Origin of the sequence: Gulosibacter molinativorax (assembly GCF_003010915.2) — a bacterium.
GTDB classification, from domain to species: Bacteria; Actinomycetota; Actinomycetes; order Actinomycetales; family Microbacteriaceae; genus Gulosibacter; species Gulosibacter molinativorax.
The window spans coordinates 738,924-762,432 of record NZ_CP028426.1; the positions used below are offsets into that span (position 1 = coordinate 738,924).

The 23,509-nt window shown below is 65.5% G+C and carries 23 protein-coding genes and 1 tRNA gene; 19 read left to right on the forward strand and 5 right to left on the reverse strand.

Features of this window, described 5'->3' with window-relative positions; genetic code table 11:
• Nucleotides 1–57 precede the first annotated feature (57 nt).
• The 16 genes from metK to pyk all read left to right on the forward strand — a co-directional run bounded on the left by metK (nt 58) and on the right by pyk (nt 15,100).
• The gene (gene metK, locus GMOLON4_RS03565; protein ID WP_026936632.1) at nt 58–1,248 is read left to right on the forward strand and encodes a methionine adenosyltransferase; all 1,191 of its coding nucleotides are present in this window, start codon (nt 58–60) and stop codon (nt 1,246–1,248) included.
• Between the two features lie 2 nt (nt 1,249–1,250).
• Nucleotides 1,251–3,284: a primosomal protein N' family DNA-binding protein gene (locus GMOLON4_RS03570; protein ID WP_051266656.1), complete on the forward strand. Its 2,034-nt coding sequence runs from the start codon at nt 1,251–1,253 to the stop codon at nt 3,282–3,284.
• 34 nt (nt 3,285–3,318) lie between these two features.
• A complete protein-coding gene (gene fmt, locus GMOLON4_RS03575; RefSeq protein ID WP_026936634.1) occupies nt 3,319–4,233 on the forward strand; it encodes a methionyl-tRNA formyltransferase in 915 nt (304 codons plus the stop codon).
• Complete coding sequence (locus tag GMOLON4_RS03580; RefSeq protein WP_035732531.1) at nt 4,230–5,699, forward strand: RsmB/NOP family class I SAM-dependent RNA methyltransferase; 1,470 nt, start codon at nt 4,230–4,232, stop codon at nt 5,697–5,699. Before fmt ends, GMOLON4_RS03580 begins: the two co-directional genes overlap by 4 nt.
• Nucleotides 5,700–5,710: 11 nt before the next feature.
• Entirely contained in the window at nt 5,711–6,373 is a 663-nt protein-coding gene (gene rpe, locus GMOLON4_RS03585; protein ID WP_026936636.1) for a ribulose-phosphate 3-epimerase, read from the forward strand.
• A 35-nt stretch (nt 6,374–6,408) separates the two neighbouring features.
• Nucleotides 6,409–6,672 (forward strand): phosphoribosyl-ATP diphosphatase, encoded by a 264-nt coding sequence (locus GMOLON4_RS03590; RefSeq protein WP_026936637.1) that lies wholly within the window; start codon nt 6,409–6,411, stop codon nt 6,670–6,672.
• Between the two features lie 77 nt (nt 6,673–6,749).
• Nucleotides 6,750–7,589, forward strand: a complete 840-nt coding sequence (hisG, locus tag GMOLON4_RS03595) for an ATP phosphoribosyltransferase (RefSeq protein ID WP_026936638.1) — start codon at nt 6,750–6,752, stop codon at nt 7,587–7,589.
• Nucleotides 7,590–7,594: 5 nt separating this feature from the next.
• The gene (hisF, locus tag GMOLON4_RS03600) at nt 7,595–8,386 is read left to right on the forward strand and encodes an imidazole glycerol phosphate synthase subunit HisF (RefSeq protein ID WP_026936639.1); all 792 of its coding nucleotides are present in this window, start codon (nt 7,595–7,597) and stop codon (nt 8,384–8,386) included.
• Nucleotides 8,379–8,780 (forward strand): phosphoribosyl-AMP cyclohydrolase, encoded by a 402-nt coding sequence (hisI, locus tag GMOLON4_RS03605; RefSeq protein WP_026936640.1) that lies wholly within the window; start codon nt 8,379–8,381, stop codon nt 8,778–8,780. Before hisF ends, hisI begins: the two co-directional genes overlap by 8 nt.
• Complete coding sequence (locus tag GMOLON4_RS03610; RefSeq protein ID WP_026936641.1) at nt 8,770–9,429, forward strand: Trp biosynthesis-associated membrane protein; 660 nt, start codon at nt 8,770–8,772, stop codon at nt 9,427–9,429. The genes hisI and GMOLON4_RS03610 overlap by 11 nt, the downstream gene beginning before the upstream one ends.
• Before the next feature lie 45 nt (nt 9,430–9,474).
• Nucleotides 9,475–9,708, forward strand: coding sequence for an HGxxPAAW family protein (locus GMOLON4_RS03615; RefSeq protein WP_026936642.1), 234 nt, complete (start codon nt 9,475–9,477; stop codon nt 9,706–9,708).
• A 2-nt stretch (nt 9,709–9,710) separates the two neighbouring features.
• Nucleotides 9,711–10,484: an indole-3-glycerol phosphate synthase TrpC gene (gene trpC, locus GMOLON4_RS03620; RefSeq protein WP_026936643.1), complete on the forward strand. Its 774-nt coding sequence runs from the start codon at nt 9,711–9,713 to the stop codon at nt 10,482–10,484.
• A 1-nt stretch (nt 10,485) separates the two neighbouring features.
• Nucleotides 10,486–11,709, forward strand: a complete 1,224-nt coding sequence (gene trpB, locus GMOLON4_RS03625; RefSeq protein WP_026936644.1) for a tryptophan synthase subunit beta — start codon at nt 10,486–10,488, stop codon at nt 11,707–11,709.
• Nucleotides 11,706–12,500 (forward strand): tryptophan synthase subunit alpha, encoded by a 795-nt coding sequence (gene trpA, locus GMOLON4_RS03630; RefSeq protein ID WP_026936645.1) that lies wholly within the window; start codon nt 11,706–11,708, stop codon nt 12,498–12,500. The genes trpB and trpA overlap by 4 nt, the downstream gene beginning before the upstream one ends.
• A gap of 3 nt (nt 12,501–12,503) precedes the next feature.
• Nucleotides 12,504–13,538, forward strand: a complete 1,035-nt coding sequence (lgt, locus tag GMOLON4_RS03635; RefSeq protein WP_035732533.1) for a prolipoprotein diacylglyceryl transferase — start codon at nt 12,504–12,506, stop codon at nt 13,536–13,538.
• 104 nt (nt 13,539–13,642) lie between these two features.
• Nucleotides 13,643–15,100, forward strand: a complete 1,458-nt coding sequence (pyk, locus tag GMOLON4_RS03640) for a pyruvate kinase (RefSeq protein WP_026936646.1) — start codon at nt 13,643–13,645, stop codon at nt 15,098–15,100.
• Between the two features lie 86 nt (nt 15,101–15,186).
• Here the strand turns inward: pyk and GMOLON4_RS03645 are convergent, their stop codons facing one another.
• The 3 genes from GMOLON4_RS03645 to GMOLON4_RS03655 form a co-directional block, all read right to left on the reverse strand.
• Nucleotides 15,187–16,233: an iron chelate uptake ABC transporter family permease subunit gene (locus GMOLON4_RS03645; protein ID WP_051266658.1), complete on the reverse strand. Its 1,047-nt coding sequence runs from the start codon at nt 16,231–16,233 to the stop codon at nt 15,187–15,189.
• Nucleotides 16,226–17,218 (reverse strand): ABC transporter permease, encoded by a 993-nt coding sequence (locus GMOLON4_RS03650; protein ID WP_026936648.1) that lies wholly within the window; start codon nt 17,216–17,218, stop codon nt 16,226–16,228. The genes GMOLON4_RS03645 and GMOLON4_RS03650 overlap by 8 nt, the downstream gene beginning before the upstream one ends.
• A gap of 92 nt (nt 17,219–17,310) precedes the next feature.
• On the reverse strand, nt 17,311–18,300 hold the full coding sequence (locus GMOLON4_RS03655) for a siderophore ABC transporter substrate-binding protein (protein WP_026936649.1): 990 nt from the start codon (nt 18,298–18,300) through the stop codon (nt 17,311–17,313).
• A 212-nt stretch (nt 18,301–18,512) separates the two neighbouring features.
• Between GMOLON4_RS03655 and GMOLON4_RS03660 the strand changes: the two genes are divergently transcribed.
• Nucleotides 18,513–19,394: an iron ABC transporter ATP-binding protein gene (locus GMOLON4_RS03660; protein WP_084147453.1), complete on the forward strand. Its 882-nt coding sequence runs from the start codon at nt 18,513–18,515 to the stop codon at nt 19,392–19,394.
• Nucleotides 19,395–19,496: 102 nt separating this feature from the next.
• On the opposite strand, the gene GMOLON4_RS03665 is transcribed toward GMOLON4_RS03660, so the two are convergent.
• Nucleotides 19,497–19,579, reverse strand: a tRNA-Leu gene (locus GMOLON4_RS03665).
• 36 nt (nt 19,580–19,615) lie between these two features.
• Here GMOLON4_RS03665 and GMOLON4_RS03670 point away from each other — a divergent pair.
• Entirely contained in the window at nt 19,616–20,242 is a 627-nt protein-coding gene (locus GMOLON4_RS03670; RefSeq protein ID WP_026936650.1) for an ANTAR domain-containing response regulator, read from the forward strand.
• Nucleotides 20,243–20,265: 23 nt separating this feature from the next.
• Here GMOLON4_RS03670 and GMOLON4_RS03675 read toward each other — a convergent pair whose 3' ends face one another.
• A complete protein-coding gene (locus GMOLON4_RS03675) occupies nt 20,266–20,745 on the reverse strand; it encodes a PaaI family thioesterase (protein ID WP_084147448.1) in 480 nt (159 codons plus the stop codon).
• Nucleotides 20,746–20,860: 115 nt separating this feature from the next.
• Here GMOLON4_RS03675 and polA point away from each other — a divergent pair, with 115 nt between their 5' ends.
• Complete coding sequence (polA, locus tag GMOLON4_RS03680; protein WP_026936652.1) at nt 20,861–23,497, forward strand: DNA polymerase I; 2,637 nt, start codon at nt 20,861–20,863, stop codon at nt 23,495–23,497.
• The last annotated feature ends 12 nt before the right edge of the window (nt 23,498–23,509 follow it).

The following is a 23,509-nucleotide window of genomic DNA, read 5'->3' on the forward strand; positions in this document are numbered from 1 at the left end:
CCACGCGCTGCCGGGCACTTCCCGTCGGCGCGCACTCCTAGGGAAAGTGAGATATCCATGTCCGAACTCCGTCTGTTCACATCAGAGTCCGTCACCGAAGGCCACCCCGACAAGATCTGCGACCAGATCTCCGACGGCATCCTCGATAACCTGCTCGCGCAGGATCCGGATGCCCGCGTTGCGGTTGAGACCTTAGTCACGACCGGGCAGGTGCACGTCGCCGGCGAGATCCGCACCGAGGGCTACGCCGACATCGCGGGCATCGTCCGCAAGGTCATCACCGACATCGGGTACATCTCGAGTGACTTCGGGTTTGATGGCAACCTCTGCGGCGTGTCCGTCTCGGTCGGGGAGCAGTCGGCTGAGATCGCCTCGGGCGTCGAGACGTCGCTCCAGCACCGGGACGAGCTCGACAACGACGCGATCGCCAAGCTCGGCGCTGGTGACCAGGGCATCATGTTCGGCTACGCGAGTGACGAGACGCCGGAGCTCATGCCGCTGCCGATCTGGCTCGCGCACAGGCTCTCCGAGCGGCTCTCCGAGGTGCGCAAGCAGGGCATCCTCGAGTACCTGCGACCCGACGGCAAGACGCAGGTGACCATCGGCTACGAAGGGGATGCGCCGCGCACCGTCGAGACGATCGTGATCTCGACCCAGCACGGCCCGGAGATTTCCCGGGCCCAGCTCGAGGCCGATATCAGGCTCGAGGTCATTGACCACGTCCTCGAGCGCGTGTCGCTCGATGCGAGCTCGCTACGGGTGTTCATCAACCCGGCCGGACCGTTCGTCCTCGGCGGCCCCGCTGCCGATGCCGGGCTCACCGGCCGAAAGATCATCGTCGACACGTACGGCGGCATGGCCCGTCACGGTGGCGGCGCGTTCTCGGGCAAGGACCCGTCGAAAGTCGACCGCTCGGCGGCGTACGCGATGCGCTGGGTCGCCAAGAACGTGGTCGCGGCGGGCTTCGCAAAGCGCGTCGAGTTCCAGGTGGCCTATGCGATCGGTTCCGCGGAGCCCGTCGGGCTGTACTGCGAGACGTTCGAGACGCACACGATCGACCCCGAGCAGATCATCGCCGCGGTCAAACAGGTCTTCGACCTGCGTCCGGGCGCGATCATCCGCGACCTCGACCTCAATCGGCCGATCTATTCGCTCACGTCGGCCTATGGTCACTTCGGCCGCGAGCTGCCGGAATTCACGTGGGAGCGCACCGACCGGGTCGAGGCGCTGCGCGCGGCAGTCCAGTAACGATGTCCGGCGAGTCGGTAGCGGCCGGGCTCGGCACGCCGCCTGAACCGTCGAGCGAGCACCGCATCGCCAAGGTGGTGCTCGACTCGCCGCTGCCGCAGCTCGACCGCATCTTTGAGTACGAGATCCCACCAATCCTGCGCGGCAGTGTCGAGGCAGGGATGCGCGTCAAGGCACCCCTGCGAAGTGGCGGCCGGATCGTTCGCGGCTATGTGCTCGGCACGAGCGAGCATCCCGAATACTCCGGTCGGCTCGCGACGCTCGACGCCCTCGAATCGCCTGCCCGCGTGCTGACGCCAGCGATTGCCGAGCTCGCCCGAGCTGTGGCCGATCGCCAGGCGGGCACGATGTCCGACGTCTTAAGGCTTGCGATTCCGGCCCGGTCGGTGAAACTCGAGACCGAGTGGCTAGCGGATGCCGAGGGCGAGCGCGCGGCCCGGGCGGAGCATCCCGAACCGCTCACCGACACGGCCTCGACGCTCGCGGCCGCCTATGGCGACGCGGCCGCGGAACTCGCCGTGGGGAACGCGGGTAATCGCGCCGCGTTACGCGTCGCGACCGGCGTTATCGAGGGCGTCCCGCGCCCGCTCGTGACGATCGCCGACATCGCGGGGGAGACCCTCGCGACTGGGAAATCGGTGCTGATATTGCTGCCCGATTTTCGCGATCTCGACCTCGCGCTGCGGCCGCTGAACGAACGCGTGCCGGCCTCGCGCATCCGGCTCTTCGACGGCCGACTCAAGCCGAAGCCGCGCTACGACGAGTTCCTGCGCGCCCTCGAACCCGTGCCGCAAGTGATTATCGGAAACCGCGCCGCCGTCTACGCTCCGGCTCACGACCTCGGGCTCATCGTGGTGTGGGAGGACGGCGACGAGTCGTTCCGCGAACCGCACGCGCCATACGCGCACGCGCGCGAGGTCGCGCTCATGCGCAGCCAGTTCGAGGATGCGGGGCTCATTTTCGCGAGCCATTCGCCCTCTCTCGAGGTGCGTCGGCTCGTGCGCACCGGCTGGCTGCGCGAGGTCGGTCTGCGGGTGCCGCACCGGCCGCGGATCATTCCGGCCGTGGCAACGATGAGCGACGATCCGCACGCGCAGGCCGCACGCATCCCGGAGGCCGCGTGGCGTGCGGCCAGGTCGGGTGCGGAAGAGGGCCCGGTACTCATTCAGGTGGGCCGCGCGGGCTATCGCCCGGGCCTCGCGTGTGCGCGCTGCCGGACGCTCGCGCGGTGCTCGAACTGCCAGGGTCCGCTCGGGCAGCGGAGCGCCCACGCCGTGCCGAGCTGCACGGTCTGCGGCCACGTGCACGCCGCGTGGCGGTGCCCCGAGTGCGGTTCGGATCAGCTTCGCGGCACGAGCGTCGGACACGAGCGCACGGCCGAGGAACTCGGCCGGGCGTTTCCGGGCGTCAAGGTGCTTGTCGCGGACGGTGAGAAGCGGCTTGTGGACGTTCCCGACGAGCGCGCGCTGGTGATTTCGACGCGGGGTGCGGAGCCGGTTGCCGAGCGGGGCTATCGCGCGGTGCTGCTCCTCGATACCGAGGGGGCACTCGCGCGCGAGTCGCTCGACGCGGTCGTGTCGGCGCTGCAGGCGTGGTCGAATGCGGCCGCGCTGGCCGCCGATGGCGCCCCCGTCATCGTGACCGGCGCCGCATCCGCGCCACTCGAGGCTCTGCGCGACTGGCAGCAGCAGCGGTTCGTGGACTTCGAACTCGACGAGCGGCTCGCCCTCGAGTTCCCGCCCGCGGTACGTATCGGCACGATTCGCGGCAGCGAGGACGAGGTCGACGGCGCGCTTCGCCGACTGCAGGATCTCGCCATCGAGGGATTGCACGTACTCGGTCCCGTCCCGGACGAGGAGGATGCGAACCTCCAGCGCGCGGTCATACGTTTCCCGTATCGGGTCGGCGCGGAGGTCGCGGCTGCGCTCAAGAGCGAGCTGGTCTCGCGGGCGGCGGCCTCGAAACGCCGGAGCGCCGGGCGGCCGGTGCACGCATCCACACTGCGCGTGAAGCTCGACGCGAGCGACGTGTTCTAGCGCCGCGTACCATCATTTCAATCCAGGAGGTTTCATGCGTATCGCGTTTGCCGGTACCCCCGATGCGGCGGTGCCAACGCTCGAGGAGCTCGTCGAGGCTGGCCACGAACTCGTGGCCGTCATTACTCGAGAGGATGCGCCGGTCGGCCGGAAGCGCCGACTCACGCCGTCTGCGGTGGGGGCTCGGGCGCAGGCGCTTGGCCTCCCCATCATCAAGGCGAATCGCATCGACGACGCGGTGATGGCCGAGATTAGCGCGCTCGAGCCCGAGCTCGGAGTGGTCGTCGCATACGGCGGGCTCATCCGCGAGCCGCTCCTTTCTGCGCCGAAGCACGGGTGGATCAACCTGCACTTCTCGCTCCTGCCGAAGTGGCGTGGCGCCGCACCCGTGCAGCGCGCGGTGATGGCGGGGGATTCAGAGACCGGCGTCGCGGTGTTTCAGCTCGAGGCTGGCCTCGACACGGGACCGACGTTCGTGAACCGTCCCGTCGCGATCGAGGCTCACGAAACCGCGGGCGACCTCCTCGAGCGGCTCTCGACACTTGGGGTCGCGGACGTCGTCGCGACCGTGGCGGGGATCGCCGACGGGAGCGCGGTTGCCTCGCCGCAGCAGGGAGAGCCGAGCCACGCCGCGAAGCTCGAGACTGCCGACGGCGTCATCGATTGGCAGCAGGATGCGAAAGCCCTCGACGCGCAGATTCGTGGCGTGACGCCAGATCCGGGCGCTTCGACGACGTGGCATGGCGAACGGTTTAAGATTCACCGAGTTGCGCCTGGACCGGACGCCTCACTCGAACCCGGGGCTGTTGCCCTGCAAGAGAAGCGAGTGCTCGTCGGTGCTGGCGCTGGCACCCTCGAGTTGGTCGAAGTACAGCCCGCCGGCAAGCGCGCCATGGCCGCGGGGGACTGGTTCCGTGGGGTACAGGAAGACGAGGTGCGTTTCGGATGAGCGAGCAACGAGACGGAGTCAACCGCACGCATGGCGGGCGCGGCAAGCGATCGGGAGGGCAGCGACGCCAGGCCAGGCCCACGAAACCGGGCGCGAGGGACGTCGCGCTCGACGTGCTGCTCGCCGTCGCGGAGGACGACGCATACTCGAACCTGCTGCTGCCACACCGCATTCGCGAGGCACGACTGAGCCACGAGGATGCCGGGCTCGCGACCGAGCTGACCTATGGCACCCTGCGGCGATCGGGCTACTACGACGCGATCATCGAGATGGTCGCAAAGCGGCCGATCGACGAGGTCGATACGCTTGCGCGCGCGGCTCTCCAGCTCGGCGCGCACCAGCTGCTCGCGACGCGCGTTGCCACGCACGCGGCCGTCAACGAGACGGTGAGCGCGGTCCGGCGCCGTGCCGGGCAGGGCCCGAGCGGATTCGTGAATGCAAACCTGCGGCGCATCTCCGAGGCGGATGCGCAGACCTGGCACGAGCGCGTCGCCGACAGCGCGAACGACGAGCTTGAGCGGCTCGCGCTCGTCGAGTCCCATCCGCTGTGGATTGTGCGTGCCCTGCGCGAGGCCCTCGCTCTCGAGCACCGCGAGGCCGAGCTCGAGGAGACCCTGCGCGCGAACAACGAGTCGCCTCACGTGCAGCTCGCCGCTCTCCCGGAGCTAGCCGAGCGCGAGGCGGTCATCGCCGCGCATCCTGAACTGCTCGAGCCCGAGCCCGCCTCGCCCGTGGCGATGCGACTTTCGGGCGGCGACCCGAGCGATCTCGAAGAGGTGCGTTCCGGACGCGTGCGGGTGCAGGACGCGGGCTCGCAGCTCGTCGCGCTTGCGCTTAGCCGCGTGGAGCCTCTGCGCGCGGGGGAGCGCATTCTCGACCTGTGCGCGGGCCCCGGCGGTAAGTCCGCGCTCCTCGCAGCCGAAGTACTGGCGGCCGGCGCCAAATTTCAGGCGAACGAGGTCGTGCCCGCGCGCGCCGACCTCGTGCGCAAGGCCCTGCGTGCCGTCGCCGACGGGGATGCGCTGAGCGTCACCGAACTCGATGGTCGCGAATACGCGAACCAGCCGGATGCCTACGACCGTATCCTCGTCGACGCACCCTGCACGGGGCTCGGCGCGCTTCGCCGACGCCCGGAGGCGCGCTGGCGGAAGCAGCTCTCGGATGTCGCCGACCTCAGCGCACTCCAGGAGGAGCTTCTCGATGCCGCCGTCACGGCGGTGAAGCCCGGCGGAATCGTGGCCTACGTGACCTGCTCACCGCATCCCGCCGAGACGGTCGGCATCGTGCGCCGCGCCGCACGTGCCGGCGGCCTCGACGTGCTTGACGCGACTGCGATCTACCGCGATCTCGCTCCCGACCTCGACATCACTGGGATCTCCGTCGGCGACGGCAATGCCGTGCAGTTGTGGCCGCATCGCCACGGCACCGACGCGATGTTCCTCACGCTCCTGCGAAAGACCGACTAGAAAGCTCACGTATGACTGCCGCACGCATCAACCCATCGATTCTCGCCGCCGACTTCGCCAACTTTGAGCGCGAGCTCGGCCGCATCAGCACGGCGGACGCCGCCCACGTCGACATCATGGACAACCACTTCGTCCCGAACCTCACGTTCGGCCAGCCGATGGTCGAGCGACTGCAGGCGGTCTCGCCGATTCCGCTTGACCTGCACCTCATGATTCAGGATCCGGACCGCTGGGCACCGCAGTTCGCCGAGATGGGGGTGTTCTCGGTGACGTTCCACCTCGAGGCGGCGACCGCACCGGCGACACTTGCCCGGCGCATCCGCGAGCGAGGCGCGCGTGCGGGCGTTGCCCTGCGCCCGGGCACGCCTTTCAATCAGATCGAGGAGCTGCTCGAACACTTCGATCAGCTGCTCATCATGACCGTTGAGCCGGGGTTCGGTGGTCAGAAGTTCATGCCGGAGACCATGCCGAAGCTCCGCCAGGCGCGCGAGTGGGCGCGCAAGCACGACTCCGAGATCTGGCTGCAGGTGGACGGCGGCGTCTCCGCAGACACGATCGGTATGGCCGTGGAGGCCGGGGCCGACACGTTCGTGGCAGGTTCCGCGGTTTTCCGCGGGGAGCCCGCCGATGAGATCGCGAAGCTGCGCGGGCTCGCGGCGCAGCATCAGCACTGAATCGGTCGGATGGCGGCACGCACTATGCTGGACGGGTGAAGACCTTCGAATCACTGTTTGCAGAACTCTCTGACAAGGCGGCTACCCGCCCAGCCGGATCCGGCACCGTCGAGGAGCTCGATCGCGGCGTCCATTTCATTGGCAAGAAGCTCGTCGAGGAGGCCGCCGAGACGTGGATGGCCGCCGAGTACGAGACCGATGAGGAATGCCAAGAAGAGATGGCGCAGCTGCTCTACCATCTGCAGGTCATGATGATCGCCAAGGGCTACACCCTCGAAGACGTCTACAAGCACCTGTAGATCGCCGCACGCGCAATTCGCCGCAACCCCGGCAACCAAGATTTTCAGTTCATCCCCGAACACCACAAAGGGAACTAATGCTTCGCATCGCAGTGCCAAACAAGGGCATGCTTTCTGAGACGGCCAACGAAATGCTGGTCGAGGCGGGCTATCGTGGCCGCCGAAACGACCGCGAACTCGTCGCGCTCGACCCCGACAACGGCGTCGAGTTCTTCTACATTCGTCCGCGTGACATCGCGACCTACGTCGGCGAGGGTGTCCTCGACATCGGCATCACCGGCCGCGACATGCTGCTCGACTCCGAGTCGAAGGCGCAGGAAATCCGCGCGCTCGACTTCGGCGACTCCACCTTCCGGTTCGCGGGCCCTCCGGGTGCCTTCAAGGAGGTCTCGGACCTCAACGGCAAGCGCGTCGCGACGAGCTACACCGGACTCTTATCGCAGTACTTCAGCGAGCACGGCGTCGACGCCGAGCTCGTCAAGCTCGACGGCGCCGTGGAGTCTTCCATCCAGCTCGGTGTGGCGGATGCGGTGGCCGACGTCGTTTCGACCGGCAACACGCTTCGTCAGGCGGGCCTCGAAATCTTTGGCCCGGCCATCCTTGAGTCGACGGCGATCCTCATCTCGACCCCCGAGAAGGTCGGCGCGGCCAAGACGCTCATCCAACGGCTCGAGGGCGTGCTCGTCGCCCGCCGCTACAGCATCATGGACTACGACATCCCGACCGACCAGCTGGAGCGGGCGATGGAAATCACCCCCGGTTTCCAGTCGCCGACGGTGTCGCCGCTGCACGACGAAAACTGGGTCGCGGTGCGCTCGCTTGTGCCGCAGAGCGACCTCAACGGCACGATGGACCGGCTGTCGGCGATCGGCGCCCGCGCGATTCTCGTGACGGCGCTGCAAGCCGCGCGGATGTGAGCGCGATGACGGACAAGTCTTCCCTCGCCGTCCGCGTCATTCCCTGCCTCGATGTGGCCGATGGCCGCGTCGTCAAGGGCGTGAACTTCCTGAACCTTCGCGATGCGGGTGACCCGGTCGAGCTCGCCGCCAAGTACGCGGCCGACGGCGCCGACGAGATCACCTTCCTCGATGTCACGGCAACGAGCGACAACCGCGCGACGACCTATGACCTCGTCACCCGCACCGCGGAGCAGGTGTTCGTGCCGCTCACGGTTGGTGGCGGCGTCCGCTCGGTCGAGAACGTGACGAAGCTCCTCGCCTCGGGCGCGGACAAGGTCGGCGTCAACTCCGCCGCGATCGCGCGGCCCGAGCTGATCGACGAGATCGCGCAGAAGTTCGGCGCGCAGGTGCTCGTGCTCTCGCTCGACATCAAGCGCTCCGAGCGGATGCCGTCGGGCTTCGTCGTGACGACGCACGGCGGGCGCAAGGAATCGGATCTCGACGCGATCGAGTGGGCTCGCGAGGTGTGCGAGCGTGGCGCGGGCGAACTACTCGTGAACTCGATGGATGCGGACGGCACGAAGGACGGCTATGACCTCGAACTCACGCGGCTCGTGCGCGAGGTCGCCTCGGTGCCCGTGATCGCATCCGGTGGCGCCGGCGCGATTGCGGACTTCGCCCCGGCGATCGAGGCGGGTGCGGATGCGGTGCTCGCCGCGAGCGTGTTCCACTACGGCGAGATGACGGTCTCCGACGTCAAGCAAGCGCTCTTCGAGGCGGGCATGCCCGTGCGGATGGGGGCGCGAAATGCGTAGCGTCACGGCGCTCGAGCCCGCCGAAATCGACGAGATCGTCGGCGCGCTGACGTTCGACGACCGCGGACTCATCGCCGCGATCGCCAAGCAGTGGGACACCGGCGAGGTGCTGATGCTGGCGTGGATGAACGAGGATTCCGTGCGCGAAACGCTCGCGACGCGCCGGGCGGTCTACTGGTCCCGCTCGCGGGGCGAGCTGTGGCGCAAGGGGGACACCTCGGGCCACACGCAAACGGTGATGAGCTTCCAGGCCGACTGCGACGCGGACACGATCCTCCTCGGCGTGGACCAGGTCGGCGCCGCGTGCCACCTGAACACGCGCACGTGCTGGGATTCCGACCCTCTCGCGGTGGCCTTCGCCGAACCCACGGCAGAGGAATCACTTGACCGCTAAGCGACTCAAGCAGCTGTGCATCCTCGGTACCCTGCTCGCTGCGGGACTCGCGATGCTCACCCTCACCCAGCCATGGGCGGCGCTTTCGCTGCACACGAGCGAGTTCGAGCGCGACTTCACACACTCGGGTGGCGACGCGGGGACTGCGATCATGGGCCTCGCGATCGCTGGCCTCGCCGCCGGGGGTGCCCTCGCGATCGCGGGTCGATTTTTCCGCTACGTGATCGCGATCCTCGTCGTGATCCTCGGGGTTGGCATCACGATCGCGGCGGCCGTCGGGATGGGCGACCCCGCCCTTGGCTTCTATCCCGAGGTGCGGCAGTTCAGCGGCATCACCGACGCCGCTGGCGTGCGCGAGATCGTCAACCAGGGCACGATGACCACGACCGGCTGGCCCGTCGTGGCCGTTGTCGCGGGCATCCTCCTCACCCTGGCGGCCGTCGCGACGATTGTCACGGCTCGCCACTGGCCCGAAAGCTCGCGGAAATACAGCCGCACGAGGTTGGTGGCCGAGGACGGCACCACCGTGATTCCCGAAGACGATCGGGTGTCGCAGTGGGATGCGCTGTCCGCCGGAGACGACCCGACCGACGGTGACGAGCCGGGCGAGCACGACGACCCGCGCGAAACGACAGCAGAAGGTAAATAGGCCGGTAGACTAGAGCGGTACATCCGCCGAGTAAGGAGTCATGGCATGTCAGACAAGCAGGTTGTCCTGTCCCGTTACCACGTCGAGGATGAGGGCAATTCCGTTGCCGGGTGGATCGGAGTCGCAGTAATGGTCATCGGCGCCATCGTCGGCACGATCGGACTCTTCATCGCGAACGACGTCGTCACCTGGGTCGGTGTCGGGCTCCTCGTTCTCGGCGCAATCCTTTGGCCCATCCTCAAGGCAGCTGGCCTCGGCCCGAAGGGCCACGGTCAGTAAGGATGCTCGACGACCTATTACAGGGGTCGCTGGAGGATGCAGCTCGCCGCCGAGCCGAGGCACCAACCGTAGAGGTTGAGCGGCTCGCGCTCGCGCAGGCGCCGGCACTCGATGCCGTGGCCGCGCTGTCGCGCGGTGAACAGGTCAATATCATCGCCGAGGTGAAGCGCGCGAGCCCCTCGCGCGGTCGCCTGGCGAACATCCCCGACCCCGCGGCGCTCGCCTCGCTCTATGAGTGCGGCGGCGCTGCCGCAATAAGCGTGCTTACCGAGGAGCGCAAGTTCCTCGGCTCGCTCGACGACCTTCGCGCGGTTCGCGAGGCTGTCTCCATCCCGGTGCTCCGCAAGGAGTTCATCGGGGAGGAGTACCAGATCCTCGAAGCACGCGCGGCTGGCGCCGACCTCATCCTGCTGATCGTCGCGAGCCTCGAGCAGCCGCTGCTTGCCAGGCTCAAGACCTTCGCCGAGCAGCTCGGGATGACCGTGCTCGTCGAGGCCCACACGCGCGAAGAGTTCCAGCGGGGTCTCGACGTCGACGCTAAGGTGCTTGGCGTGAACGCGCGCGACCTCAAGACGTTCGAGATGCATCCCGAACTCTTCGGCGAACTCGCGCCAGAATATCCAGCGGGCGTCGTCCGCGTCGCCGAATCCGCAGTTCTCAAGCCCGAGCACGTTCGCGCATATCGCGACGCCGGTGCGGACGCGGTGCTTGTCGGCGAAGCCCTCGTGACGGGCGACGATCCCGAAGCAACCATCAAAGAATTTTTGCAGGCATAACGTGACTCATTATCGCAACGCACAGGGTCCCTACTTTGGGGAGTTCGGCGGACGCTTCGTCCCCGAAAGCCTCATTGCCGCGCTCGACCAGCTCGACACCGAGTGGGAAGCGGCGAAGAAGGACCCCGCCTTCGTCGAGGAACTCGACGACCTCCTCAGAAACTACGCCGGCCGCCCGTCGCTGCTCACCGAGGCACCTCGCTTCTCGCAGTACGCCGGTGGCGCGAAGATTTACCTCAAGCGCGAGGACCTCAACCACACCGGCTCGCACAAGATCAACAACGTGCTCGGTCAGGCGCTGCTCACGAAGCGGCTCGGGAAGACGCGCATCATCGCCGAGACCGGCGCGGGACAGCACGGCGTCGCAGCGGCTACTGCCGCGGCGATGTTCGGGTTGGACTGCACGATCTACATGGGCGCAGTCGACATCGAGCGACAGGCGCTCAACGTCGCCCGGATGCGGCTGCTCGGCGCCGAGGTCGTTTCGGTGGCCTCCGGTTCCCGCACGTTGAAGGATGCGATCAACGAGGCATTCCGCGACTGGGTCGCGAACGTGGTCGAGACCAACTACATCTTCGGTACCGCGGCCGGGCCCCACCCGTTTCCGGGCATGGTTCGTGACCTCCAGAAGGTCATCGGTGAGGAATCCCGCGCGCAGATTCTCGAGCAGACCGGCAAGCTGCCGGATGCCGTGGTCGCGTGTGTGGGCGGCGGGTCGAACGCCATCGGCATGTTCGAGGCGTTCCTCGACGATGAATCGGTCGCGCTTTACGGCGTGGAAGCGTACGGTGAGGGTCTGCAGACCGATCGCCACGCCGCGACCATGAACCGCGGCCGCACCGGCGTGCTGCACGGTGCCAAGACCAAGCTGCTGCAGGATGCTGACGGCCAGACTATTGAGTCGCACTCGATCTCGGCGGGGCTCGACTACTCGGGCGTTGGCCCGGCGCACTCGTGGCTGCAGTCGATCGGCCGCGTGGAATATCGCGGCGCGACGGACGCCGACACCATGACCGCGATGCGCCTGCTCTCGCAGTCGGAAGGCATTATTCCCGCGATCGAGTCGGCACACGCGCTTGCGGGCGCGATTGATCTCGGTCGCGAACTCGGACCTGACGCGACGATCATCGTGTCGCTATCGGGCCGAGGCGACAAGGACATGGAGACCGCCATGAACTACTTCAAGCTCGGAGACGCATCGCGCGTCGTAGGTGGTGAACTGTGACGAACGCTGCTTCTCAGGTCGAGACGACGCTCGACCGCATCAAGGGTGAGCGCCGCGGCGCACTCATCGGCTACCTGCCGGTCGGTTTCCCGGACCTCGATACCTCAGTTGAGGCGGCCATCACGATGGCGCGCAACGGCGTGGACATCATTGAGTTCGGCGTGCCGTACTCCGACCCGGTCATGGACGGCCCGGTGATCCAGGCCGCGTGCCAGCAGGCGCTTTCGGCCGGATTCCACGTCGACCAGATCTTCGAGGCGATTCGTCGCGTCCGAGCCGAGGTCGACGTGCCCGTCCTCGTGATGGGCTACTACAACCTCATCCTGCAGCACGGCGTCGAGCAGTTCGCGGCCGACCTCGCGGCGGCCGGGGGAGCCGGTGCGATCACGCCCGATCTCATCCCCGACGAGGCTGGAGAGTGGATCGCCGCGGCCGAGAAGCACAACCTCGACCGCGTCTTCCTCGCCGCGCCGACCTCGAGCGATGAGCGGCTCAAGGCGATCATCGAGTCCTCTCGCGGATTCGTGTACACGGTCTCGACGATGGGTGTCACCGGTGCCCGCCGTGATCTCGACCGTGCTGCACGCGTGCTCGCGGACCGACTCCACGACCTCGGCTGCGAACACGCCTGCGTCGGCATCGGCATCTCGACCGGCGAACAGGTTGGTGCCGTGCTCGATTATGCCGAAGGCGCTATTGTCGGTTCCGCGCTCGTGCGCGCCCTTGCCGAGGGTGGCCTCGAATCGCTCGCTGAAACCACTCGTTCACTCGCAGAAGGCACCAGGAACTAAGAAGTGACTCTCGCTCCCGCGTCCATCCCGTCACCCCCAATCGAATGGTCGTCCTTTACTGTTGGGCCATTCACCTTCCACGTATACGCGTTGATCATCGTCGTCGGCATGATCGTCGCGATGATCTGGACCAATCGACGGATGGTCGCGCGGGGCGCTGAGCCCTGGGTCGTTATCGACATCGTCATCCCGACCGTCATTCTCGGCCTCCTTGGCGCGCGGCTCTACCACGTGTTCACCCATCCGGCAGACTACTTCTATGAGGGCGCCGAGTGGTGGCGAGTGTTCGCGATCTGGGAGGGCGGCAACGCCATCATCGGCGCTCTCATCGGCGGTGCCATCGGTGCCTACTTCGCGTGCCGGTTCAAGGGCATCCGCTTCCTCAGCTTCGCGGATGCGCTGGCTCCCGGCCTCCTGCTCGCGCAGGCGATCGGTCGCCTCGGTAACTGGTTTAACCACGAGCTCTTCGGCTGGCCGACGGATCTGCCGTGGGGCCTCGAGATTCTCTCGACGAACCCTGCCGTTCCGGAGGGTCTGCCCGCGGGCACGCTGTTCCACCCCACCTTCCTGTACGAGCTGCTGTGGAACCTGCTCGGCGTAGCCGTCATCCTCATCCTCGAGCGTATGTTCCGGATGCGCTGGGGCAAGACGATCGCCGTGTACCTCATCTGGTACGGCCTTGGCCGCATGGCGATCGAGTCGATCCGCGTTGACTACTCGGAGGTCATCCTCGGGATGCGCTCGAATGTCTTCGGCGCCCTCGTGATGGTCGTCATCGGTGTCGTCCTCTTCATCGTGCAGACTCGGAAGCACAAGGAGCCTGAGCTCTCGGTCTACGGCGACGGCCACGTCTGGACGGAAACCGAGGCCGAGGACGACAAACAGAAGTCTGTCGAGTCGAAGGCCGACGCAGACGAAGACTCGACCGACGAAGTCCCGAACGACGAAGAGTCAAGCGACGAAGACCCGAAGGGCGACACGCCCGCTGGGGCCGATGATGCGCCGGAGCAGGCTTCGGCCACCAAAGCTACGGACTAGTTCCGTCAATCCGCCGGTAACCCGCGCTTGGCACAATGACAGCGCGGACCTGGAATCGATCTTTGGACCGCAGGTTACCTGCACAGAACGGAGAACCTATCTTGTTGCGACGCGCGAAAATTGTGGCCACACTTGGCCCCGCAGTTTCGAGCCCCGAGGGCATTCGCGGAATTATCCAGGCTGGTGTGAACGTTACCCGTTTCAACATGAGCCACGGCGACCACGAAGTCCACTCCGCCAACTACCAACTTGTCCGTCAGGCGTCTGAGGACCTCGGTGTCCCGATCGCCGTCCTGTGCGACCTCCAGGGCCCCAAGATTCGGCTCGGCCGCTTCGAGGACGGCCCCTACGAGCTCGCCGACGGCGACATCTTCAAGATCACGACCGATGACATCATCGGCAACAAGGACATCGTCGGCACGACCTTCAAAGGCCTGCCCGCGGACGTCCGCCCCGGCGACCCGCTCCTCGTCGACGACGGTCGGGTAGCGCTCCGCGCCATCGAGGTGTCGGACACTACCGTCACCACGCGCGTCGAGGTGGGCGGGCCGGTCTCGAACAACAAGGGCATCAACCTTCCCGGCGTCGCGGTCAACGTTCCGGCGCTCAGCGAGAAGGATGAGGATGACCTGCGCTGGGCGATTCGCACCGGTGCCGACGTCATTGCGCTCTCGTTCGTGCGAAACGCGGAAGACATCCACCGCGTGCACGAGATCATGGACGAAGAAGGCGTTCGCCTTCCCGTAATCGCGAAGATCGAGAAGCCGCAGGCGGTCGACAACCTCGCGGAAATCGTGGATGCATTCGATGGCATCATGGTGGCCCGCGGCGACCTCGGCGTAGAGCTGCCGCTGGAGGCCGTGCCGATCGTGCAGAAGCGCGCGATCGAGCTCGCTCGCCGTCGGGCAAAGCCCGTCATCGTTGCGACGCAGATGCTTGAGTCAATGATCACGAGCCCGCGGCCGACCCGCGCCGAGGCATCCGACTGCGCGAACGCCGTGCTCGATGGCGCTGACGCACTCATGCTCTCGGGCGAGACGAGCGTGGGTCAGTACCCGATCGTCACCGTGGAGACGATGGCCCGCATCATTGAGGCCACCGAGGAACACGGCATCGAGCGGATCGCCCCGCTCGGGACGAAGCCCTTCACCCAGGGCGGCGTCATCACCCTGGCTGCGACCGAGGTCGGCGAGTTCCTCGGGGCCAAGTACTACTGCGTGTTCACCGAGTCGGGCGACTCCGTGCGCCGCATGTCGCGACTGCGTCCGAAGATCCCGATGCTCGGGTTCACCCCGCGCGAGTCGATTCGCCGGCGCATGAACCTGTACTGGGGCGTGCAGTCGATTCTCGTGGAGCGAGTGACGCACACGGATGAGATGTTCATCCAGGTTGATGAGCACCTGCTCGGAAGCGGCAAGGCCAAGCGTGGCGACAAGGTCGTGATCGTCGCTGGTACCCCGCCAGGGGTCCCAGGGTCCACGAACGACCTCCGCGTGCACCGTGTCGGCGACGCTATCGACGCCCTCGCGCCCGCCTACGAGGCGCGACACATGCGGAAGTAACACTTCGAGCATCCACCCGAAATGGCTCTGCCCGCAGCAATCGCTGCGGGCAGAGCCATTTTCCGTGCGGCACTGCTTCGCCGCGTCTAGAGCCTGCCCCGCTTCATGATGACCGCGAGGAACACGACGCCGCCGACGAGCTCAATGATGATCGAGACGACGCCCTGGGCGTAGAAGACGTGGTTCATGATGAAGTAGGCGCCGGTCAGGATCAGGAATCCGAGGCCGAACGCCATCGGGAACACGTATCGATGGTCGTAGGTATTGGCGAACTGATAGGCGAGCGTCGCCACGAGGAATCCGAGGAACGTCATCGGGCCAACCAGCGCGGTCGAAGTCGCCATCAGGATCGTGATGAGCACGAGCGAGCGGATCACGAGCGCCTTGTGGTTGATGCCGAGGCCCACGGCGATATCGTGTCCGAGCGCCACGATGTTGAGCTTGCGGGAGCTCATGTAGAGGAGCGCCCCCGCGACGATCACGAGCGGGATCGCGATCGGAAAGTAGGCCGGATCTGCGTTCTTTACCGAGCCGAACAGACGCGCGGTGAGCAGGTCGAACTCGCTGGGCGTCAGCAGTCGCTGCATGAACGTCGAGATCGACCCGAGGCCGCCGCCGACGATGATGCCTACGAGCAACATGATCTGCATATTGCCGAAGCGGCCGGACAGCAGCCACCCGTAGAGGATGCTTGCGAGCAGGACCATGACGGCCAAGAGCACGAGGAACCTCGGGATGCCGGTGAACGCCACGAGACCGGCCACACCGAAGAGGTAGAGCGCGCCGGTGTTGATCGCGGTGTAGAGCGACTCGAAGCCGAGCAGCGAGGGCGTGATGATGCGGTTATTGGTGATCGTCTGGAACGCCACGGTGGCGGTGGCATGACAGAACGCCACGATCGCCATCGCGATGACGCTCGTGAACCTTCGCTCCGCGATCAGCCAGAACTCGCGCGTGCCGAACGGCATCGGGTTGTCCCAGGCGAGCAGGAGAATCGCGAACGCGAGGGACACGACGACGATGATGGCCATCGTGACCCAGTAGCCGCGCTTGGCCCGAGCATCCTTAAACGGCCCGCGCAGGAGCGCCAGGTTGCCTGCGTTCGGGGCTGGGGTGGTACTCGTCTTAGCCATATCGACGCTGCCTCAGGATCAGAAGGATGAACACGACCGCTCCGAGGATGCCGAGGATGAGCGACACGGGGATCTCGAAGGGCATGATGATGACGCGGCCGATGATGTCGCACACGGTGACAATGCCGATGCCGAGGAGACATACCCAGGGCAGGTTGCTGCGCAGGTTGTCGCCGCGGAACATCGAGATGATGTTCGGGACGATGAGCCCGAGGAATGGCAGGTTGCCGACGATGACGGTCACGACACCCGTCGCGATCGCGACAAGGCCGGTGCCGATCAGGATTATGCGGTTGTAGTTGATGCCGACGTTGGTGGCGACATCCTCGCCGAGCCCTGCGACGGTGAGTCGGTCCGCGAGGATGAAGACCACGAGGACGACGACGGCAACGATCCAGAGGGCCTCGTACTGGCCGCGAATCGCGGACGTGAAGCTGCCCGCAAACCAGATGCCGAGGTTCTGGAGGAGATCGGTCTGCAGCGCGATGAACGTCGAGACCGAGCTGACCACCGCGCCGAGCATGATGCCGACGATCGGCACGATGAGAGATGAGCGAAGCGACACCCGGCGAAGGAACGCAAAGAAGATCATCGTGCCGACGAAGGCGAACACGATGGCGCCCACGGTGCGCGCGAGGAGACTCGGTGCGGGCACGAGGATCATGACCGTGAGGAGGCCAAGGCCGGCCCACTCGGTCGTTCCGGTCGTGGTCGGTTCGACGAACTTGTTCTGCGTGAGGAGCTGCATCACGAGCCCACACATCGACATCGCTGCACCGGCAAGGACGAGCGCAATCGTCCGGGGAATGCGCGTGATGAAGAACATTTCCGCACCGTCCTCCTGCCCGACGACGTCATAGACGCCCACGAAGAGTGAGAGGACGAGCAGCGCCAGCACGACAATCGTGCCGATCAGGAGTTTCCAGTCGAAGAGCCGCTCACGCGCGGCCCTCGGCGGGGATTTTTTGTTGAGGACTGATGTCATAACACCGTTACGGGTAGGGGAGGCGCGCAGGAAGTGGTGGGTTTCGGACCAAGTCCAAGACCCACCACTTCAGCGCGTGAATTGAGGCGAAATTACTTTGCCGCCTCGAATGCGTCGGCCATGCCGTTGTAGATCTCAGTGTAGGTCTGGATCGACTCGTTCGTGTAAGTGTCGGAAGGAACGTAGTAGATGTGGCCGTCCTGGACCGCGGTCACATTCGCGAGTGCGTCGGAGTTCGCGATGACCTCTTCAGCGGGCTGGTAGCCGTCTTCCTGGACGGTGAGTCCCGCATCGCGGTCGAGAACGAGGATCCAATCGGGGTTGGATGCGGCGATCGCCTCGACCGAGATGTCGTCGCCCTGGTGGTCGCTCGAGCTGTCGGACACCTCGAGCGCGGGGGTGAAGTCGAAGATGCTGTAGAGCGGGCCGAAGGTGCGGCCGGAGCCCGGCGCCGAATAGCCGATCTCCCCGCCCGAGACGATGACCGACATGACGGTCTGCGCGGGGTCATAGGCTGCCGTCACGCGGTCGCGCGCAGCCTGGAAGTCGGCGACGAGCTGTTCGGCCTCGGTCTGCTTCCCGAAGATCTCACCGAGGGCGAGCGTCTGGCGCTCGAGTTCGGCGCCGAAGTCCTCGCCCTCGCGCGGCTCGAGATCGATGATCGTCGCGTCGGGAACGAGCTTCGCGATCTCCTCGTCGTGCTCGGTGAAGCGCTGACCGCTGATGATGAGGTCAGGCTGGGCGGCGACGATGAGTTCCAGGTTCGGCTCGCGGTGGTTCCCGATGTTGGCGATGTTCTCATCCGAGGAGTAGGGGACCGTCGTCGGCATGATGTCGAGGGGGGCTGCTGCTACCTCGATGCCCCAGCTGCTCAGGGTCTCAAAGGTGCGGTTGTCGAGGGCGACCACCGTCCCAACGGGGGTCTGGATCTCGTGGCTGCCCGTGTTGTCCCCGATCGTGACGGAACCCGCGGCTTCGGTGCTCGCGGTGTCAGCGGTGGAGGCGCCGGATGCGGAGCAGCCGGCGAGGGCAAGGGCGGAAACTGCGGCGAGAGCGAGAAGCCGGAACTTGGGAGACTTCATGGCGCCTTTCTGTAGGGCGGGTCGACCAGCGGATGCCGTGGTCGGGTTGATTAGGTAAACCTAACCTTAGTGCAAACTTGGCGTGCGGTGGGCATCGCATGCGAAACTGGAGTGTGTATGCCGCACTCGGCGGCGGGGCAGGCGCTCGTGAGGGCGCGCCGAACGAAATTCTGGATGGCCGGCTTGGCTATCAGCGTTGGAGGCAATTTCTCGTGATCACAGTCGAATCGGTGGCAAAGCGGTACGGCGATTCGGTCGTCGTAGACGACGTCTCGCTTGAGATCCCCGCCGGTGGTATCACGTCGATCATTGGGCCCAACGGAGCAGGCAAGTCCACGCTGCTGTCGATTGTGAGCCGCCTTGAGCCGATGAGCGCGGGCGTTGTGACCGTGGATGGCATGGATGTGTCGACTACGAAATCCCCGATCCTGGCAAAGCGACTCGCGATTCTTCGGCAAGAGAACCACCTCACCGTGCGACTTTCGGTGCGCGACCTCGTGGCGTTCGGACGCTTCCCGCATAGTCAGGGTCGGCTAACTAAAGACGACGTCGAGTTCGTCGACAAGGCCCTCGACTACATGGGCCTCACGGAGCTGCAGGATCGGTACATTGATGAGCTTTCCGGCGGCCAGCGGCAGCGCGCGTACGTGGCCATGGTCATCTGTCAGGACACCGACTACGTATTGCTCGACGAGCCGCTAAACAATCTCGACATGAAGCACTCCGTGAACATGATGCAACACCTACGGCGCATCGCGACCGAGCTCGGCAAGACGATCCTGTTCGTTGTGCACGACATCAACTTCGCGTCGGTGTATTCGGACCGAATGATCGCGATGCGTGATGGTCGCGTGATTGTGCAGGGCACGCCCGAGGAGGTCATGGACTCGCGGAAGCTCGCGGCGATCTATGACATGTACATTCCGATTCACGAGATCGAGGGGGAGCGGCTCGGTATTTACTACTGGTCGCCGGCTCTGCCGACCGCGGCGAAGCTGCCCGCGGACTACCGCACGGAGGTGCAGGTGCACGTCTCGCCCGATCATCCGGGCGAAGAGGCCGTCCCGAAGACGGTCGCGGAACTCAGCGAGTGAACCGCGCAGCTCATTGAGTGAACTGCGTAGCGGTTCGTATCGAACTGAGCGGAGGCCTATCGATACGGGCCTTTGGCCCTACTCAAGGACCTCAAGCAAGTGTGCCGGCTGTGGGACTCGAACCCACACGCCCTCTCGGACAACGCATTTTGAGTGCGTCGCGTCTACCATTCCGCCAAGCCGGCAAGCTTTCGAGGATTACAGTACAGTAATCTTCTATCGTGACTGAAAACGAATCATCTACTGCTCCCCGTCGGGTCGTCGTTGCTGAAGACGAGTCCCTGATCCGCATCGACATTGTCGAGACCCTCCGTGACAACGGTTTTGAGGTTGTCGGCGAGGCGGGCGACGGCGAAACCGCTGTCGCGCTCGCTCGCGAGCTGCGACCGGATCTGGTGGTGATGGACGTCAAGATGCCGAAGCTCGATGGCATCTCCGCAGCGGCTCAGCTGACCGAGGAGAACATCGCGCCCGTCGTGCTGCTCACCGCCTTTAGCCAGAAGGAGCTCGTCGAACGAGCTACCGAGGCCGGCGCGCTCGCCTATGTCGTGAAGCCGTTTACGCAGAACGACCTGCTCCCGGCGATCGAGATCGCACTTGCCCGCCACCAGCAGATCATCGCGCTCGAGAACGAGGTCGCCGACCTTAGCGAGCGCTTCGAGACCCGCAAGCTCGTTGATCGCGCGAAGGGCCTGCTGACCGACAAGATGGGTCTGAGCGAGCCCGAGGCGTTCCGCTGGATCCAGAAGGCGTCGATGAACCGCCGCCTGACGATGCACGAGGTCGCCCAGGCCGTCATCGACCAGCTCGCTCCTCCCAAGAAGAAGCCAGCGAAGGCCGACGACTAACCCGAGCGCAGCCTGCGCCTGCGCTAGCGGCGAGTGCGGATCATATTCGTGATCCGCACCGTCGAACAGCGCTTACCCGCCTCATTGGCGATCACGATCTCGTGCACCGTGAGGCTTCGCCCAAGATGAAGGGCACGGCATTCCGCCGTGACCCAGCCGCGCGTAGCCGATGCCGTGTGGGTCGCATTGATATCGATCCCCACGGCAGAATTGTTTTTCCCGCCGGTGAGCGTCGCCGCGTGAAGGGCTGCGGATACAGACCCGAGGCTCTCGCCGAGCACGCAGTATGCGCCGCCGTGTAGGAACCCGTAAGGCTGCTCGTTTCCGGCTACTGGCATTACGGCCACCGACCGTTCCGGCGACAGCTCGATGAAGAGCACACCCATCTTGGCGCCGAGGTTACCCGCGCCATTACCGTGCGTGACGGTTTCCTGATCAGGCACGACCAACCCGTTAATCACGAGAGGCTCGGCGGGCTCATGCTGGGCGGTGTTGGACGTCATCGTCTGTGGTTCCTCCTGGTGCGTGGCCGGTGCGCATCCTTTCGATGCACACGCAGTGGTGAGTGACCCCGCGTAGGCTAGCGGGGTGACTGAGAATCAGCCAAAGCCTACCCTCATGGTCATTGATGGCCACTCGCTTGCGTTCCGAGCCTTTTTCGCGCTGCCCACGGACAGTTTCGTGAACTCGGAGGGACAGCACACGAACGGAATCCACGGATTCATTTCGATGCTGCTGAGCCTGTTGCGCGACCACAACCCAAGCCACATCGCCGTGGCATTTGACGCGGGCGCGAAGTCTTTCCGCAACCGCGAATACGAGGACTACAAGGGCGGCCGCGACGAAACCCCGCCCGAGTTCAAGGGGCAGATCGAGCTGCTGCAGGAATCGCTCACTGCGATGGGCATCACCTGGATGCAGAAGGACGACTACGAGGCCGACGACATCCTCGCGACCCTCGCCGCCGAGGGCGAGCGCGATGGCTACGACGTGCTGGTGGTGTCGGGCGACCGGGATGCCATCCAACTCGTCAATGACGAGACGACGCTCCTCTACCCGTCGGTGCAGGGTGTCTCGAAGCTGACCCACTACACGCCCGAGACCGTGCACGAAAAGTACGGCGTGTACCCGCAGCAGTACCCCGACCTCGCCGCGATGGTGGGTGAGAAGGCCGATAACCTCCCGGGTATTCCGAAGGTGGGCCCGAAGACGGCGGCGAAGTGGATTGACAAGTACGGTTCGCTCGACGGAGTCCTTGAGCACGAGGACGAGCTCACCGGCAAGGTCGGCGAATCCTTCCGCGAGAACCGCGAGAACGCGATCCGCAACCGCAAACTGAACCGCCTCCTCACCGATGTGGATCTTCCCTATGAGCCCGATGACCTCACGATTCGGCCGATCGATGTGGATGCGGTCCGCGACGTCTTCACGCGCCTCCAGTTCCGGACCCTGCAGGACCGCGTCTTGAAGCTCGCAAGCGAGCGCGACGGCGCCGTCGTGACCACTGACACGTCGAGTGTGCTCGACGACGTCAAGATTCTGGATTCGCTCGCCGGCGGCGACTTGAAGTCGTGGCTCGATCAGGCCGTGGTGGATGCGCCGGAAGGTCTCGGTCTCTCGCTGCAGTTCGTGGAAGGCGAGTTTTCCGAGGCGGGCGTGGCATCGAAATCGGAGGCCGTTCGGGTCGTCGCGGGGGATGACGCGCAGCCATTCCTCGACTGGCTCGCGGGCGAGACCCCGAAGATCACCTTCGAGGGCAAGGAGCTCTACAAGCAGGCGATGCGCGCCGGTGTCGGCTTCGGAGGCGAGATTCTCGACGGCAAGCTCGCCGCGTTCCTCGTTAACCCGACGGGCGTGCCGAAGCGGTTGTCCGAACTCGTGCAGCAGTATCTTGGCGAGACACTTCCCGAGGCAGACCCGAACCAGCTCGTGTCGCTCGAGGACGAGCAAACCAACTTCACCGCATCCGACGCGTGGTTCACTAAGCGCGCGACTGAGGCGGCTTCCGGTCGCCTGCCGGATGTGACGAAGCCCGTCTTCTCCGACATCGAGACGCCGCTACTGCGCATCCTCGGAGACATGGAGCACACGGGTATCGCGACCGATCGCGACCTGCTCAAGGAACTGTCGACCGCCCAGGGCGAGCAGATCGCCAAGTACGAGACCGAGGCGTTCGACGCAGTCGGCGGCGAGCGGTTCAACCTCGGCTCGCCGAAGCAGTTGCAGACGGTGCTGTTCGACCAGCTCGACATGCCGAAGACTCGCCGCACGAAGACGGGGTATTCGACCGACGCGCAGGCGCTCGAGGAGCTCGAGCAAAAGAACCCGCATCCGTTCCTCGGCGCGCTGCGTCACCACCGCGACGCGACCAAGCTCAAGCAGATCATGGACTCGCTGATCAAGGCGATTACCCCTGACGAGCGCATCCACACTACGTATCAGCAGACCGCGGCGGCGACGGGCAGACTCGCGTCGACCGACCCGAACCTGCAGAACATCCCGATCCGCTCCCCAGAGGGGCAGCGCATCCGCGAGGCGTTCGTCACGCACGGCGACTACGTCGAACTGCTCACCGCCGACTACTCGCAGATCGAGATGCGCATCATGGCGCACCTGTCGGGTGACGAATCGCTGATCGACGCGTTCAACCGTCACGAGGACACGCACCGCTTCGTCGGTTCGCAGGTCTTCGGCGTCGAGCCCGAGGATGTGACGCCCGAGATGCGCACGAAGGTCAAGGCAATGTCCTACGGCCTCGTCTACGGGCTGTCGGCGTTCGGCCTCTCGAAGCAGCTCGGCATCTCGCAGGGCGAGGCGAAGGACCTCATGACGCAGTACTTCGAGCGCTTCGGCAAGGTGCGCGATTACCTTCGCGACTCGGTCGCGAGGGCCAAAGAAGACGGCTACACGGAGACGATCTTTGGGCGCCGCCGGCCGTTCCCCGATCTCAACTCAACGAACCGCGTCGCCCGGCAGAATGCCGAGCGTGCGGCGCTTAATGCGCCGATTCAGGGGTCGGCTGCGGACATCATCAAGCTCGCGATGATCAAGGTCGACGACAGGATGCGCGAGGCTGAGATGCGGTCGCGGATGCTGCTCCAGGTGCACGACGAACTCGTGTTCGAGGTCGTCGACGGCGAGTTCGATGACCTCGAAACGCTGGTGCGCGACGCAATGGCGAACGCGGCCGATCTCTCGGTGCCGCTCGACGTTTCTGTCGGTCGCGGCGCGAACTGGCAAACGGCCGGGCACTAACCGCAGCCCGCG

Excerpts from the sequence above, each read along its gene's own strand:
- metK (WP_026936632.1), top strand. The coding sequence starts at position 58 with ATGTCCGAACTCCGTCTGTTCACATCAGAGTCCGTCACCGAAGGCCAC.
- GMOLON4_RS03570 (WP_051266656.1), top strand. The coding sequence starts at position 1,251 with ATGTCCGGCGAGTCGGTAGCGGCCGGGCTCGGCACGCCGCCTGAACCG.
- fmt (WP_026936634.1), top strand. The coding sequence starts at position 3,319 with ATGCGTATCGCGTTTGCCGGTACCCCCGATGCGGCGGTGCCAACGCTC.
- GMOLON4_RS03580 (WP_035732531.1), top strand. The coding sequence starts at position 4,230 with ATGAGCGAGCAACGAGACGGAGTCAACCGCACGCATGGCGGGCGCGGC.
- rpe (WP_026936636.1), top strand. The coding sequence starts at position 5,711 with ATGACTGCCGCACGCATCAACCCATCGATTCTCGCCGCCGACTTCGCC.
- hisG (WP_026936638.1), top strand. The coding sequence starts at position 6,750 with ATGCTTCGCATCGCAGTGCCAAACAAGGGCATGCTTTCTGAGACGGCC.
- hisF (WP_026936639.1), top strand. The coding sequence starts at position 7,595 with ATGACGGACAAGTCTTCCCTCGCCGTCCGCGTCATTCCCTGCCTCGAT.
- hisI (WP_026936640.1), top strand. The coding sequence starts at position 8,379 with ATGCGTAGCGTCACGGCGCTCGAGCCCGCCGAAATCGACGAGATCGTC.
- GMOLON4_RS03615 (WP_026936642.1), top strand. The coding sequence starts at position 9,475 with ATGTCAGACAAGCAGGTTGTCCTGTCCCGTTACCACGTCGAGGATGAG.
- trpC (WP_026936643.1), top strand. The coding sequence starts at position 9,711 with ATGCTCGACGACCTATTACAGGGGTCGCTGGAGGATGCAGCTCGCCGC.
- GMOLON4_RS03645 (WP_051266658.1), bottom strand. The coding sequence starts at position 16,233 with ATGGCTAAGACGAGTACCACCCCAGCCCCGAACGCAGGCAACCTGGCG.
- GMOLON4_RS03650 (WP_026936648.1), bottom strand. The coding sequence starts at position 17,218 with ATGACATCAGTCCTCAACAAAAAATCCCCGCCGAGGGCCGCGCGTGAG.
- GMOLON4_RS03655 (WP_026936649.1), bottom strand. The coding sequence starts at position 18,300 with ATGAAGTCTCCCAAGTTCCGGCTTCTCGCTCTCGCCGCAGTTTCCGCC.
- GMOLON4_RS03675 (WP_084147448.1), bottom strand. The coding sequence starts at position 20,745 with ATGACGTCCAACACCGCCCAGCATGAGCCCGCCGAGCCTCTCGTGATT.
- polA (WP_026936652.1), top strand. The coding sequence starts at position 20,861 with ATGGTCATTGATGGCCACTCGCTTGCGTTCCGAGCCTTTTTCGCGCTG.